This window comes from Pedococcus sp. P2_A3, from assembly GCF_056405035.1.
In genome coordinates this window covers 25,947-38,513 of record NZ_JBFUCW010000012.1, presented here as the reverse complement: position 1 = coordinate 38,513, position 12,567 = coordinate 25,947, and the positions used below count along the sequence as shown (strand labels likewise).

13 protein-coding genes are annotated in these 12,567 nt (G+C 71.8%); 4 read left to right on the top strand and 9 right to left on the bottom strand.

What is annotated here, in order from left to right:
* Positions 1–46: 46 nt before the first annotated feature.
* From AC1DX8_RS11155 to AC1DX8_RS11145, 3 genes are read right to left on the bottom strand one after another with little or no spacing between them, the layout of a single operon-like run.
* Entirely contained in the window at positions 47–748 is a 702-nt protein-coding gene (locus AC1DX8_RS11155) for a response regulator (protein ID WP_477629995.1), read from the bottom strand.
* Complete coding sequence (gene macS / locus AC1DX8_RS11150) at positions 745–1,932, bottom strand: MacS family sensor histidine kinase (protein WP_477629994.1); 1,188 nt, start codon at positions 1,930–1,932, stop codon at positions 745–747. The genes AC1DX8_RS11155 and macS overlap by 4 nt, the downstream gene beginning before the upstream one ends.
* Positions 1,933–1,945: 13 nt before the next feature.
* Positions 1,946–2,881: a 1-acyl-sn-glycerol-3-phosphate acyltransferase gene (locus AC1DX8_RS11145; protein ID WP_477629993.1), complete on the bottom strand. Its 936-nt coding sequence runs from the start codon at positions 2,879–2,881 to the stop codon at positions 1,946–1,948.
* Between the two features lie 315 nt (positions 2,882–3,196).
* On the opposite strand from AC1DX8_RS11145, the gene AC1DX8_RS11140 reads away from it, so the two are divergent.
* The gene (locus AC1DX8_RS11140) at positions 3,197–3,757 is read left to right on the top strand and encodes a hypothetical protein (protein WP_477629992.1); all 561 of its coding nucleotides are present in this window, start codon (positions 3,197–3,199) and stop codon (positions 3,755–3,757) included.
* Between the two features lie 128 nt (positions 3,758–3,885).
* The gene (locus AC1DX8_RS11135) at positions 3,886–4,821 is read left to right on the top strand and encodes a hypothetical protein (protein ID WP_477629991.1); all 936 of its coding nucleotides are present in this window, start codon (positions 3,886–3,888) and stop codon (positions 4,819–4,821) included.
* Between the two features lie 49 nt (positions 4,822–4,870).
* Here the strand turns inward: AC1DX8_RS11135 and AC1DX8_RS11130 are convergent, their stop codons facing one another.
* Genes AC1DX8_RS11130 through AC1DX8_RS11105 form a run of 6 tightly spaced genes read right to left on the bottom strand, consistent with a single transcriptional unit; the run spans position 4,871 to position 9,181 of the window.
* Positions 4,871–5,635: an endonuclease/exonuclease/phosphatase family protein gene (locus AC1DX8_RS11130; protein ID WP_477630069.1), complete on the bottom strand. Its 765-nt coding sequence runs from the start codon at positions 5,633–5,635 to the stop codon at positions 4,871–4,873.
* Positions 5,636–5,640: 5 nt separating this feature from the next.
* On the bottom strand, positions 5,641–6,633 hold the full coding sequence (locus AC1DX8_RS11125; RefSeq protein ID WP_477629990.1) for an ROK family glucokinase: 993 nt from the start codon (positions 6,631–6,633) through the stop codon (positions 5,641–5,643).
* A complete protein-coding gene (locus tag AC1DX8_RS11120; protein WP_477629989.1) occupies positions 6,630–7,091 on the bottom strand; it encodes a hypothetical protein in 462 nt (153 codons plus the stop codon). Before AC1DX8_RS11120 ends, AC1DX8_RS11125 begins: the two co-directional genes overlap by 4 nt.
* Positions 7,084–8,295 carry an ArsA family ATPase gene (locus AC1DX8_RS11115; RefSeq protein ID WP_477629988.1) on the bottom strand — a complete coding sequence of 404 codons (1,212 nt, stop codon included), beginning with the start codon at positions 8,293–8,295 and terminating at the stop codon, positions 7,084–7,086. Before AC1DX8_RS11115 ends, AC1DX8_RS11120 begins: the two co-directional genes overlap by 8 nt.
* Positions 8,296–8,355: 60 nt before the next feature.
* Positions 8,356–8,802, bottom strand: coding sequence for an SRPBCC family protein (locus tag AC1DX8_RS11110; RefSeq protein WP_477629987.1), 447 nt, complete (start codon positions 8,800–8,802; stop codon positions 8,356–8,358).
* Between the two features lie 10 nt (positions 8,803–8,812).
* The gene (locus AC1DX8_RS11105) at positions 8,813–9,181 is read right to left on the bottom strand and encodes a hypothetical protein (protein ID WP_477629986.1); all 369 of its coding nucleotides are present in this window, start codon (positions 9,179–9,181) and stop codon (positions 8,813–8,815) included.
* Positions 9,182–9,309: 128 nt separating this feature from the next.
* On the opposite strand from AC1DX8_RS11105, the gene AC1DX8_RS11100 reads away from it, so the two are divergent.
* The gene (locus AC1DX8_RS11100) at positions 9,310–11,109 is read left to right on the top strand and encodes an AMP-dependent synthetase/ligase (protein ID WP_477629985.1); all 1,800 of its coding nucleotides are present in this window, start codon (positions 9,310–9,312) and stop codon (positions 11,107–11,109) included.
* Between the two features lie 49 nt (positions 11,110–11,158).
* Positions 11,159–12,538, top strand: coding sequence for a glycosyltransferase family 87 protein (locus AC1DX8_RS11095; RefSeq protein ID WP_477629984.1), 1,380 nt, complete (start codon positions 11,159–11,161; stop codon positions 12,536–12,538).
* Positions 12,539–12,567: the final 29 nt, after the last annotated feature.

Genomic DNA, 12,567 nt, shown 5'->3' with positions numbered 1-12,567 from the left:
GGTCGTCGCCTCCGGCGCACCGGACGACGTCGGGACCTGACCGCCCTCAGGCCTCGGGGGTGTCGAGCCCCTTGGCGATGGCGAACCGCACGAGCTCGATCCGGTTGTGCAGCTGGAGCTTGCCCAGGGTGTTCTGCACGTGGTTCTGCACGGTGCGGTGCGAGATGAACAGGTCGGACGCGATCTCCTTGTAGGACATGCCCGTGGCGACCAGCTTGAGCACCTCGGTCTCCCGCTCCGTCAGCTCGGGGATCGGGCGTGACGGGTCGGTCTGGGGCTGCGTCGACAGCTTGCGGAACTCCCCCAGCACCAGACCAGCCAGTCCGGGCGTGAACACGGCCTCGCCCCGAGCCGTGGCGCGGACCGCCTCGACGATCTGCTCGCGGGAGGCAGACTTCACGAGGTAGCCGGTCGCGCCGGCCTTGACCGCCTCGAGGACGTCCTGCTGCTCGCCCGAGGCCGACAGCACCAGCACCCGGGTCTGGAGCGACCCCAGCGCGGCGCACACCTCGTGGCCGCGCAGGCCGGGCAGGTTGAGGTCGAGCACCAACACGTCGGGCCTGGTCGCCTTGGTGCGGTTGACGGCCGAGGGTCCGTCGTCGGCCGTGGCCAGCACCGACATCCCCGCCTCTGCGAGGTCTCGTGCCACGGCGTCGCGCCACAACGGGTGGTCGTCGGCGACGACCACGCTGGGCTCCCGCGAGGTCTGCGTCCCCGGGTCACCGCCGGGCAGCTCCTGCTCGCTCATCGTGCTCCTCCGTCGTCCCGTCCGCCGTCCTTGGGGGCCCGCATCCGCACGGTCACCCCGGCCCCTTCACGTCCTGCGTACTCGGCCGTCCCACCCAGGTCGGCGAGCCGGCCCCGGATGCTCGACGACGCGCCCATCCTCCCGGCTGCGGCGGCCTCGTCGAGGCGACCCGCCGGCATACCGACGCCGTTGTCGCGCACCGTGAGGCCCACCGCGTCACCGTCGTCCTCCACGAGCACCCAGGCCTGGGCCTGCTCGCCCGCGTGCACGCGGACGTTGTCGAGGGCGGCGCCCACGGCGGCGACCAGCTCCCCTGCGACGCGCGGCGGCACGAGGACCGGGTCAGCCGGGGCGACTAGGTGCACCTGTCCACCGGCGTAGCGTCCGAGCAGCTGGCGCAGGTCGACGTCCCCCGACACGCTCGCCTCGGTGTCGGCGGGGGACGTCCCGCTGACGAGAGCCCGCAGCAGGCGTTCCTGGTCGGCGGCCATGCCACCGAGCTGTGCTGACTCGCCGCCGAGCTGGGCGCCGCGGCGGTTGATGAAGGCCAGGGTCTGCAGCACACCGTCGTGCACCGTGCGGGCCAGCCGCTCGCGCTCCCGGACGCGGGCCTCGAGGGCCAACGCCTCACGCAGCTTGGCGTGACCCTCGCGGGCCAGGTCGCAGGCGTAGCCGATCAGGGCCCCGATCAGGAGCAGCAGGACGATGTTGTTGATGGTGTTGGGTGTCGCCTTCCCCACCTCGACGACATCCACGATCCCGATGAAGACAGCGGCCGGGATGCCGCCCTTGCGGCCGAGCAGCACAGCGGCCGAGACCACGCCCGCGGCCGGCCAGAACGTCGGCAGGGTGCGGCTGCCTGCCTCGATCGCCGCGGCCGTGTCGACCAACCTCGTGGCGAGGATCGCACCGGCCGCCAGCAGGAGCTCGACGACGACCAGCCACAGCCGACGGCTGCGGTAGAAGACGAGGAAGACGGTCCAGACGCCCAGCACGGCCAGGACCACCCACGCCAGGGCTGGCCGTACGAGGTCGTGCGGGCGGTCCCACAGCGAGTACGCGGCATAGGCCAGCGCCAGCGGTCGGAAGACGTCGATGCCCTTCCAGAATGCCGACACCACCTCCGGCTGCGCGCCCGGCGCGGCGCCGTCGCGGCGCGCGGACAGGTTCAGGTGCCGCGGCACGGCGAAGGGACCCTCAGCTCGCCGCGCGGGCGCCGGGGGGCACCTCGTCAGAGGCAGCGACGTCGTCCGCCGTGCGCGGGTCAGCGCCGGCCTCGGCCCGCACGTCGTCGCGCTGGGTCAGCTCGTCGATGTCACCCACGGCGTCGTCGACGCTCGGACGGATCTTGCGGGACGACTCGTCGTCCTGCGCGTCGAGCGCCTCCTCGAGCTCCTTGGCGGCGGTGCCCGGCAGGGCGGCCTCCTGGAGCTCGCGAGCCTTGGTCTTGGCGGCGGCGACGATGCGGTCCTTCATCGACGTGGCGTACATGTCGACGTACTCCTGGTCGGACAGCAACATCAGCTCGTACATGATCTCGTCGGTGATCGACCGCAGGACGAAACGGTCGTCCTCCATGCCCTCGTAGCGCGAGAAGTCGAGCGGCTTGCCGATCTTGACGCCGATGCGGATGAGCTTGGGGATCTTGGTGCCGGTCGGCTGGGCCTTGTCGGTGCCGATCATGGCCACCGGGAGCACCTTCACCCCGCCCTCGAGCGCCATCCGCGCGACCCCGGTGCGGCCACGGTAGAGACGACCATCAGGGCTGCGGGTGCCCTCGGGGTAGATGCCGAGCAACTCACCGCGACGCAGCACCTTCAGGCCGGAGCGCAGGGCGGCCTCGCCGGCGCGGCCACCCGAGCGGTCGACGGGCAGCTGCCCGACGCCCCGGAAGAACGCCGCCGTGGCGCGACCCTTGAGACCCCGGCCGGTGAAGTAGTCGGACTTGGCCAGGAAGGTCATCCGGCGGGGGACGACCAAGGGCAGGAAGATCGAGTCGGAGAACGAGAGGTGGTTGCTCGCGAAGATGGCCGGGCCGTCGTCGGGAATGTTCTCCTCGCCCTCGACCCACGGGCGAAAGAGCAACTTGAGGATCGGGCCAAGAACGACCGTCTTGAGCACCCAGTAGAACACCAGCACACCTCCGAAGTGACGCCGTGAACTCTACGGTACCGAGGGCGTCCACGCGGCACCGTGCGAGAACGCGCGCATCGCCGGATCCCGCGGTCCGGGCCCTGCAGTGCGCGGCAACCTCGGGAGCCGTGCTGTCCGTGCTTCCCGGTATGCCGTCGCGACGCCGCCTTCTCCACGAGAGTGTCAGCGTGGCTACCCTCGACCACGACGCGCCACGTATCTTTGACTCGTCGGTGCAGTTCATCGAACGGCTGACCTGACCAGCGTCGGTCCACGCCGGCCGGCCAGTCGTCCGATCCAGACCAAGGGGCAAGCATGAGCGACCGCGACGTCGACGCCGAGTTCGCGGACATCATCGCGCGCTGGGACGAGGTCGAGTCGCTCCCCGACCGCCCGGACGGCCAGGCCGCTCCGGGCGGGACGACCGACCCCACCGGCTCCGACCCGGCGGGGTCCGGGGAGACCTCCGTCGGGCGCCCCCCGGGCGTCAACCCGCCGCTGCGGTCGAACACCAACCCGCCACCGACCCGCCCCTTCGTCGTGTGGCGCGGGGCAGAGATCCCCGAGGTCGAACCCGGCGAGGAGAGCCCTGACCCGGTGGAGCTGCGCGACCACGCGGACCTCGACGAGGACCACTTCGAGCCCGGTCCCACCGCTCCCCTGCCGCCCCAGGAGGACCTGCAGTTCTGGGGGATCATCGTCGGCCTCGTGGCCGGCCCGCTGCTGCTCCTCTGGCTCGTCCTCTTCCACACCGGCGCCAGCACGTGGTGGACCTTCTTCGCGCTCGGCCTGACCGTGATGGGCTTCGTGCTCCTGGTGATGCGGCAGCCGCAGACCCGCGACGAGGACGACCCCGACAACGGCGCCCGGGTCTGATCCACGCGGGTCCGGCGCCCCCTCCGTTCCCTTGGGGGCCGCTCCCATCCCGTCCGGCCTGAGCCGTTCGTACCGAATGGTCACGGTTCCGGCCCCCACCGGTCGGTGCCGGCGCTACCTTCTGCCGCATGGAGATCAAGCCGGTCAAGACCCAGGTGACCTGGATGCGCGCCCGCGACCTCGTGCCCCCGGAGTCGGTCACGCAGGGAGGACCGGTCACCGGTGTCACGGGCCCGGTCGTCGACATCCTCTTCCTCATGGTGGTGTCGCTGCTCGCTGCCGCCGGAGCGGTGTGGGCGCTGGCCCACCTGTCCATCCCCGGCTTCTTCATCATGGGGCTGTTCGCCGTCGTCCCCGGCTACGTCGGGTGGATCCGGTACCAACAGGCCTCGGCACCGGCCGTCTCGGTGGGCGCGGGTGGTGTGTGGCTGGCCGGCACCGACCGTCGGGCCGGCCAGGCGATCCCGTGGAGCAACGTCGAGGAGCTCGTCTTCTTCACCGCCGTCGAGCGCCGCGTGAGGGACACGCGGGTCAACCGACACCGTGCCCTCGGGGTGCGGCTCCGGACCCCCGACCTCCTCCCGCCCGAGGAGCGGGCGTTGCTGACCCGGATCGCGCAGTCGCTGCCGAAGCGTGGCGACCAGGTGATGACCTCGGTGGCGCAGTGGGAGGCCATGCCCTACCGGCAGATCGGCGCTGCCGGGCGACTCGAGCGGTCGTCCCTGGCCAAGGCCGTGGCCGGGTTCGCACCCTCGGTGCGCGTCGTCAACGGACCCCGGCTGAGCTACCTGACTCCGTGGGTGATCGGAGAGGCCGACACCCCGCCTCCCGCAGTGCTGCAGCCGTTCGTGAACGCGGGCGGCCTGTTCCCGGGTCTGCTGTCGGCCCTGAACGCCACGCCACGGCCAACCCCTCAGCCAGCGACGCCGCCGCAGCAGCAGGCGAACCCACCCGGGTGGCCGTCCTCCCCGCCCCCAGGCGCTGGCCCGGGGACGTACGGGCCTCGCGGTGCAGAGCCCGGCCACCCTCCCTCGGAGGCAATCCGCCCTGACCCCAGCCTCTGAGGGTCGAGTCGTCGGAGACGGCATCGCAGGGGTCCCGACGCCGCGCGGGTCAATCGGGCGGCGCCGTGTCGGCCGCGACCTCTTCGGCCTGCTCGACCGTGGACTCCTGCACGGCAGGACCCGTCTCGGTCTCGGCGGTCGGCACCACCTGCGGGTCGAGGTCGACGTCGACCCAGGTCGGCCGGTGGTCGCTGGCGGCCACGACGTCGGCCGCGTCGAGGGCGACCTCCCGGTGCGGAAGCACCCTGAGGTCGGGTGAGGCGAAGATGAAGTCGAGCACCGTGCGCGGGGCCCTGGCCGGGTAGGTCGGCACGGTGGGCGAGATGAGGCGCAGCGGCGACGCGAACAGCCGCCAGGCCTTGCCCGTCTCGCCCTCGTTGAGGTCACCGGCCAGCAGCACCGGTCCGCCACCCGCGACCGTCTGGAGGATCTGCCCTGCGTGCCGCTCGCGTTCGTCGGCGTCGAGGCTGAGGTGCACGGACGACACCACCAGCGGCTGGTGACCGGCGGGGCCGACCCGGATCACGGCATACCCGCGGGTGCGCTGCAGCGCCGCCACGCGCAGGCGGTAGTGGCGCGACTCGCTCACCTGCACCCGCAAGGAGGAGAAGATCGTCGTCCCGCCGCTGCCACGGTGGCGGCCGGACCAGAACATGCCGCACTCGGCCGCGAAGTCGGACACCCGCCACGTGGACAGCAGCCGCCGCGGCACCTCCTGGAGGCACAGCACGTCGGGATCGATGGTGCGGATGACGCGCGCTGCGGCATGCCGGTCGAGGGTGAAGTCCTTGAGGTTGTAGGACGCCACCCGCATCGTGCTCACGCGCCCTCGGCCGCTGACCGTTCCAGCGCGTCGCGGCGAGCCAGGTCAGCCGCGCCGATCAGCCCTGCCTCGTTGCCCAGAGCGGCGGCGACGATCCGCGCCTCGGGCCGGTAGCCGCGGCCCGTCAGGTGGCGTCGGAAGGTGGTGCGCGCCGGTTCGAGGAGCAGGTCGCCCGCGGCGCTGACCCCTCCGCCGATGACGAAGACCCCGGGGTCGAACGCCGCGGCCAGGTTGGCGATGCCGATGCCCAGCCACTGGCCGATCTCGCCGAGCAGCTCGGTCGCGGTGGCGTCTCCGTCGCGCGCGGCCTCGGTGATCATCGGACCGGTGAGCGTCGACGGGTCACCACCCACGAGGTTGAGCAGGTCGGTCGCCATCGGGCTGCCGGCAGTCATCATCGAGCGCGCCTCACGGACCAGGGCGTTGCCGGAGGCGTACTGCTCCCAGCAGCCCTTGTTGCCGCACTCGCAGCGCTGGCCCCCGGGGACCACCTGCATGTGGCCGAACTCCCCTGCGATCCCGAACCGGCCGCGCATGATCTGACCGTCCAGGATCATCGCGCCCCCGATGCCGGTGCCGAGGTTGACCATCACGACGTGCGAGTCTCCTTGCGCTGCACCGAACCTCCACTCGGCCCACGCCGCGGCGTTCGCGTCGTTGTCGACCGAGATCGGCACCGGCACCCGACGCTGCAGGTTGGCCTCGAGCGGCTCGTCCCGCCACGACAGGTGGGGCGCGAAGACCACGGTCGCGCGGTCGGCGGCGACGAACCCGGCCGCGCCGATGCCCACCGCCACGACGTCGTCACCGGCACCGTCGATCAGCTCGGCGACCACCTCGACGATGGTGTCCTCGACGACACTGGGGCTGGTGGACCGGTGCGGGGTGTCGCGGCGGGCCCGCGCCACCACGACGCCGTCAGGGTCGACCACTCCCCCGGCCACCTTGGTGCCACCGATGTCGATCCCGACCGACAGGCCGCCGCTCATGAGGTCGCGCTCCCCGGGGCGTCGTCGTCGTCCTCGTCCTCGTCCTCGTCCTCGACCACGATGTCCTGGACCCGTGCCGAGGGCGGCTGCGAGCGGGCAGCCGAGGACCCGGAGTCTGCTCGTCGCTGGCCGGCGATGTCCCTCAGGGTCGCGGCGAGCGCGCCGGCCAGGTCGGCCAACCGGTCGACGGTCTCGGGTCGCACCGAGCGCAACAGCCCGATGCCCTGGCACACCGGGCAGAGCTGGCAGGTCACCGCCTGCCCGACGCCGTTCTCCGCCCCGCACGACTCGCACCGCGGGGTGGTCGAGTCGGCAGCATCGCCGGGCGCGGCGGCCGGGTGCGCCGACCGCGCGGCATACCCGGTCTGGGCGCTGGACGCCCACCCACCCAGCGCGTCCAGGAGGCGGGCAGCCTCTTCCGCCACGGTGCCCACGGCAGGGCGTTCGTCGTCAGCCACGCGGCCAGACCTCCTCGTCGGGGACGAAGCGCACCCGCAGCAGTCCGTCGCGCACGGAGGCACCCTCGACCACGCATCGTTGCAGAGCCGACGGCAAGGTGAGCACCCGGCGGTGCTCACCCACCGTCACGACGAGCTCGTCGTCGCGACGCTGCAGGCCCAGGTCGGCGGCGTGCGCCAGCGGCAGGGGCAGGACGAGCAGGAAGCCTTCCTCGGTCCGCTCGACCGCCAGCCCGCGGTGGGTGACGGTGGCGAGGACGTCGGCCCCGCCCTCCTGGGCCTCGGCGAGGTCGGCCAGTGCGTCCGCGCCGATCGGCTCGGCCGGCAGGTAGGGGGTCACGACCACGGGCAGGCCCGCGAAGGACTCGCGGACCTCGACCAGCCCCTCCAGCTGCGCCGCGTTCCACGAGGCGCGCCACGCGTCGGGTTGCTGGCCGGCGTCGGAGGCGGCATCGGGGAAGACCCGGTTGACGACCACCGCGTCGACCACGAAACCGTAGAGCGACAGGGAGGTCCAGGTGCGCCGGGACTCGGCGATGACGACGCGCTCCGGCGTCAGCACCAGCCGCACGGAGGTCTGGTCGCCGGTGAGGATGCGGTGGACCTCGCGCATCTGTCGGTGCCACCCCGTCACCGCCTCGACCACCGCTGGGTCGGGCAGTGGCACCCCCGCCGCCGCAGCCGCCGCAGGACGCAGGGTGCGGATCAGCCCCCGCTGCGCGGGCAGCAGCCGTTCGAGGTGCCAGGCGAGGGCTTCGGGCAGCGCGAGCAGCCGCAACGTCTCGGCGGTCGGGGCACAGTCGACGACGACGAGGTCCCAGGGTCCCGACTCGACCTGCGAGCGCAGCTCGAGGAGCGCGGCGATCTCCTCGGCCCCCGGCAGGCGGGTCAGCTCCTCGGCGACGACGGGGTCGACCCCCACGGTGTCGAGGACGGCGAGCAGGTAGTCCTGCACCACCCGCCACGACTCACCCAGCAGGTGCGGCGGGCTGACCTGGAGCGCGGACAGGCCGGGCTCGACGTCCACGGGTGAGCCGCTGCTCGGCCCCCCGAGGCTGACCCCCAGTGCGTCGCCCAGCGAGTGGGCGGCGTCGGTCGACATCACGAGGGTCTTGACCCCGGCGCGAGCAGCGTGGACGGCGGTCGCGGCTGCGGTGGTGGTCTTGCCGACCCCACCTTTGCCGGTGAAGAGGATGACGCGCACGACTACCTGCGTCCCATGGCTGTGCAGCCCATGGTCATCAACGCTCCGCGGCGAGCCGCCTCAACCCTCCACCCGCTTCTTCAGCGACTTGAGCGCGGTGTCGATGATGACCTTCTCGGCCTTGCGCTTGAGCATCCCGAGCATGGGGATCTTGACGTCGACGGCGAGCCGGTAGGTGACGGTGGTGGCGTCCTTGCCCTTGGCGGCCAGCGTGTAGGAGCCGTTCATGGCCTTGAGCACGGTGGCCTCGACCAGGCTCCACGAGACGACGCCCGTGCCGTTGCGGGTGACGTCCCACTCGTAGTCGAGGGTGTAGGTGTCCTTGATCGCGCCCGCGTCGAGGGTGAACTGCACCTGGTCCGCCCAGCCGTCGCCCTCCTCGGTGAGGATGCTGACGGCCTTGACCTCGGTGGCCCACTCCGGGTAGCTCTCGAAGTCGGCGATGACGTCGAGGACTTCACCCGGCTTTGCGTCGATGTCGATGCTTGATTCGGTGCGGTCGGCCATGCGCCGAAGGCTACAACGCCGGGCCGCCCGCCGACGCACCACCTTCGAGGCGGTCCTTGAGCCCGTGCACTGCCCGCTTCCACCGCAGGGTATGCCGCGTGGCCACGTCGCGGGGCGCGCGCGGCCCGCGGTGGCCGCGCACGTAGTGATGCACGACGACACCGTCCCGGAACGGCTCGAGCCAGACCTCCATCTCGCCCACGACCTGTCCGGTCACGGCCCAGCGCACCCCCTTGACCCCGCGGTCGCGCGTCACGGTCGGGGCCAGGTGGGGCCAGACCTGGGCGACCCACGAGCCGTCGTCGAGGGCCTCGCGGACGACCTCGGGCGACACCCGGATGAAGGTCTCGTCGACGATGTCGATCCGCTGGTCGCGCACCCGACCAGTGTTCCGCACCTCCTGTCGCCGTGTGACGGAGCCTGCACGCGACGCACTCCCACCGCGCCCTTACCCGCGGGTAGGCTGTGGACCACCGAGGCACCGATGCCGTCGTCAAAGGAGACTCCGTGCAGGAACACGTCGCACCCCCACTCGTGCCGCCGACGACCGAGGGAAGCTTGGCCGACCTCCCTGGACGCAACGCCGCGTCGGACCCCACGCGCGTGGCGTTCTCCCGCAAGGAGGGCACCCGCTGGGTCGACGTGACCGCGGCCGAGTTCGACGACGACGTGCGGGCCGTGGCGAAGGGCCTGATCGCCTCGGGCATCGCCCCCGGCGACCGCGTGGCGATCATGTGCAAGACGCGTTACGAGTGGACCCTGGCCGACTTCGCGATCTGGACGGCTGGTGCCGTGACCGTCCCGATCTACGAGACCTCCTCCGCGGAGCAGGTGGCGTGGATCCTCACCGACTCCGGCGCCAAGGGCATCCTCATCGAGACGCCGGCCCACGAGGCGACGCTCGCCGAGGTGCGCGACCAGCTGCCCGGGCTCGAGCACGCCTGGCAGGTCGATGCAGGGGCCATCGCCGAGCTGAAGAGCGCCGGGGCGGGCGTGAGCGACGCCGACCTCGAGGCCGCCAAGGGCTCGCTCGACCGCTCGAGCATCGCCACGATCATCTACACGTCGGGCACGACCGGCCGCCCCAAGGGCGTGCAGCTCACCCACGACAACTTCCTGGCGCTCTCCGAGAACGCCATCACCAAGCTCACGTCGGTCGTCAAGGCCGACGGCGCCTCGACGCTGCTCTTCCTGCCGCTGGCCCACGTCTTCGCCCGGTTCATCCAGGTCCTCTGCGTGACGGGCGAGGCCAAGATGGGCCACAGTGCCGACATCAAGAACCTCCTCGCCGACTTCGCCGAGTTCAAGCCGACGTTCATCCTCTCGGTGCCCCGCGTCTTCGAGAAGATCTACAACTCGGCCGAGGCCAAGGCGACCGCCGAGGGCAAGGGCAAGATCTTCGCCACCGCCGCCGACACGGCCATCGCCTGGTCCTCCGCGCAGGACACCGGTGGCGCGGGCCTGGGCCTCAAGGTGCGCCACGGCGTCTTCGACAAGCTGGTCTACTCCAAGCTGCGGGCGGCCATGGGTGGCCAGGTCATGTACGCGGTGTCCGGTGGCGCTCCCCTGGGCACCCGCCTGGGTCACTTCTTCCGGGGGATCGGTGTCACCGTGCTGGAGGGCTACGGCCTGACCGAGACGACCGCCCCGGCGACGGTCAACGTCCCTGACCGCGTCAAGATCGGCACCGTGGGCGCCCCGCTGCCCGGCGTCGGCATCCGGATCGCCGACGACGGCGAGATCCTCATCCAGGGCAACAACGTCTTCGCGGCGTACCACAACAACGCGGAGGCCACCTCGGGTGCCGTGCTCGACGGCTGGTTCCACACCGGCGACCTCGGCGAGCTCGACGAGGACGGCTACCTCAAGATCACCGGCCGCAAGAAGGAGCTGCTCGTCACCGCCGGAGGCAAGAACGTCGCCCCCGCTGCGCTCGAGGACCGGCTCCGCGCGCACCCGCTGATCTCCCAGTGCATCGTCGTCGGCGACCAGAAGCCCTTCATCGGCGCCCTGCTGACCCTCGACGAGGAGATGTACCCGGGCTGGGCCAAGAACAACGGCATCGACGGCGTCACGTTCGAGCAGGCGCGCACCAACGAGACCGTCCTGGCCGAGCTCCAGAAGGCTGTCGACGACGCCAACAAGTCGGTGTCCAAGGCCGAGTCGATCCGCAAGTTCGCGGTGCTCCCGGGCGACTTCACGGAGGAGAACGGCTACCTCACGCCCAGCCTCAAGCTCAAGCGGAACATCGTCATGAAGGACTTCCACGACGAGGTCGAGGCGCTCTACTCCGGCGCCAAGGAGTGACGCACTGACCTGTGGCGGCCAACTCGGCACGGCCCCGTAGGGTCTAGCCATGCGTGCTGCCACCGGACCCGCCACCCGGTCCCTGGTGGCATCGGTCGCCTTCCCGCTGGCCTGGCTGGTCTTCTTCACCGCGCTGCAGTGGAGCGTGGTGCGATACCGCATCCCGATCGTGGCGGCCCTCACGGCAGCCACGGTGGCGTTGGCTCTGTGGCAGTGGGCCGGCTGGCGGGTCGTCCTCCACCGTCCGGCCGTCGTCGTGATGCTGGCCGGCTCGGCGCTCGCGACGCTCGCCGTGCCGCTGTTCAGCTACCTCGCCCCGACCGGCCTGGCCATCGCGACCACGCTGCTCGTCGTGGTGCCGCTGGCCTGCGCGCTCCTGCTGGGGGCCACCGCCGCGCGCGCGTCGGCTGCTGCCGGCGTCGTGGCCGTGACCGGGTATGCCGCGTGCGCGGCCGTGGCGGTCATCTCCTCACCGCGACCGCGCATCGACGTCTGGGTGACGCTGCAGCAGGCTGCCGACGGCCTGGCGCGCGGCGAGAACTTCTACGCGATGAACTGGACCGGCTCCCCCGGCATCCAGGACGCGTTCACCTACCTGCCCTGGACCGCCGTCCTCCTGGCGCCCGGGCGCTGGCTGTTCGGTGACGTGCGCTGGGCGCTGGCCTTCTGGACGCTCGTCGCCGTGGCCGGGGTCTGGCTGCTGGCGCGCGGTGCAGCCGCGCGGCATACCGGAGGCAGGTGGGTCTGGACCGCCGCGGCGGTCACGGCTCTGCTCGTCCTCGCCCCGGGCACGCTCACCCAGCTCGACCAGGCCTGGACCGAGCCGCTCCTGCTCGCCGGACTGGTGTGGTGGGCGGTGCTGGTGCAGCGCGACCGGGCCTGGTGGGCGATCGTGCCCCTGGCCCTCGCCTGCGCGAGCAAGCAGCACCTGGCGCTCCTGCTGCCGGTGGTGATGCTGTGGCGGCCGTTCGGGTGGCGCCGGGCCGTGGCGACGGGCGCGTTGACCGGGGCGCTCATCGCGCCGTGGTTCCTCGCGAGCCCCCCAGACTTCGTCCACGACACGATCAGCCTGCTGGTGGGCTTCCACCCGATCAAGTTCGCCAACACGCTCTACCTGTTGGCGCTCAACACCTTCGGCGTGACGCTGCCGTTCGCGGTGACGGGCGTGGCAGTGCTCGGCACGCTCGCCGCCGTCTGCTGGACCGTCTGGCGCCGGCAGCCGTCCTTGGCCGACCTCCTGCGCTGGCTGGCCCTGGTGCTCCTGGTGGCGAACCTCGTCAACAAGCAGGCCTTCTACAACCAGTTCTGGCTCGTCGGGTCGCTCATCGTGGTCTCGCTCGCCGTCGCCACTCCTCGTCCCACCACCGACTCCGCACCCGGTGGTGCGCCCGCCCCACCGGACGAGCGTCCCACGACCGCTCCAGTCTGAGCAGATGAGCCGGGACCACGTCCCGCCAG

Coding starts and splice junctions, on each gene's coding strand:
- AC1DX8_RS11130 (WP_477630069.1), bottom strand. CDS start 5,635: ATGCGGGTGGCGTCCTACAACCTCAAGGACTTCACCCTCGACCGGCAT.
- AC1DX8_RS11125 (WP_477629990.1), bottom strand. CDS start 6,633: ATGAGCGGCGGCCTGTCGGTCGGGATCGACATCGGTGGCACCAAGGTG.
- AC1DX8_RS11095 (WP_477629984.1), top strand. CDS start 11,159: ATGCGTGCTGCCACCGGACCCGCCACCCGGTCCCTGGTGGCATCGGTC.
- AC1DX8_RS11140 (WP_477629992.1), top strand. CDS start 3,197: ATGAGCGACCGCGACGTCGACGCCGAGTTCGCGGACATCATCGCGCGC.
- AC1DX8_RS11135 (WP_477629991.1), top strand. CDS start 3,886: ATGGAGATCAAGCCGGTCAAGACCCAGGTGACCTGGATGCGCGCCCGC.
- AC1DX8_RS11155 (WP_477629995.1), bottom strand. CDS start 748: ATGAGCGAGCAGGAGCTGCCCGGCGGTGACCCGGGGACGCAGACCTCG.
- AC1DX8_RS11110 (WP_477629987.1), bottom strand. CDS start 8,802: ATGGCCGACCGCACCGAATCAAGCATCGACATCGACGCAAAGCCGGGT.